The sequence below is a fragment of the Clostridium sartagoforme AAU1 genome (assembly GCF_000401215.1).
Taxonomy (GTDB): Bacteria; Bacillota; Clostridia; order Clostridiales; family Clostridiaceae; genus Clostridium; species Clostridium sartagoforme.
In genome coordinates this window covers 1-1,093 of record NZ_ASRV01000265.1, presented here as the reverse complement: position 1 = coordinate 1,093, position 1,093 = coordinate 1, and the positions used below count along the sequence as shown (strand labels likewise).

2 protein-coding genes are annotated in these 1,093 nt (G+C 29.2%); both read right to left on the bottom strand.

Annotation, left to right across the window (positions count from 1 at the left end):
- On the bottom strand, nt 1-543 hold a 543-nt coding region (locus A500_RS19045; RefSeq protein ID WP_242835173.1), incomplete at its 3' end, for an ATP-binding protein.
- A 22-nt stretch (nt 544-565) separates the two neighbouring features.
- On the bottom strand, nt 566-1,093 hold a 528-nt coding region (locus A500_RS20895), incomplete at its 5' end, for a Mu transposase domain-containing protein (protein ID WP_016209203.1).

Below are 1,093 nucleotides of genomic sequence, written 5' to 3'. Positions count from 1 at the left end.
AGTTATTAGCTGAAAAAATAAATTTGCACCTAATTGATCTATAGGTAAATAACCAATTTCGTCTATAATAAGAACTTTATATTTATTGTAGTGTTTAAGTCTAGATTCTAGTCTATTTTCATTGTACGCGTTTCTTAAGTTCTGAATTAAATCATGACAGCTAATGAAGTAAGTAAGGTATCTTTTACTTGCAGCTTCTATTCCGATAGCGGTAGCTAAATGTGTTTTGCCGACACCTGGAGTTCCATAAAATAATATATTTTCTTTATTATCAATAAATCTTAATGAGCATAGGTCTTGAATTTGAGCCTTATTTACTGAAGGTTGAAAACTATAGTCATACTCATCAGCTCTTTTTACAAAAGGAAATCCGGCGACACTTATTTGGATTTTTGATGCCATTTCATTTTTATAAACTATTTCTTTATCTGTTAGATGCACTAAGGCATCTAACAACGGAATCTGCTCCTGAGCAGCCATACTAAGATATGTCGGTATATATGACGACATTTTTTCTAACTTAAGTGCTTCTAAATTATTCATAAGTTTTGCATACATTTTATAATCACTCTCCTAATAATACATCCATTAAAGCCATATTTTCTTTTATAAAATCACCTATTTGATCATCCGATAGATGTTTACAAGCATCAGACTTCAGTATTTCGTGCATATGACCAATTTTATAATTATATTTTTTATCAGTTAACGAGTGACAGATAATAAAATCTTGATTATAATAAATACTAATATTACCGTCACTAGTTTCGATAATATTAACTTTAAAACCAATGTATTTGGTTGGAACAGAGTATTTTTTACCTTTGTAATTAATCATAGATTCTTTTGTAACTTTATATTCTTTTTCGCGATAGACATATGAGCACAATAAATCTAATGATGGTAATGGTTTAAGATACTCTTTATCTTTTTTCAAAAGATTCAACGGAATTTCATTTATTGCTTGAGAAATTTCATTATTTATTTCATCCATAAAATCATTTACTATTCCTTCTAAATCAGCATAATCTTCAAATTCGCCGTTATAAACGGCTAGACGGTTAGTGAGCCTTGCTAAAGCTTCAACTTTTCC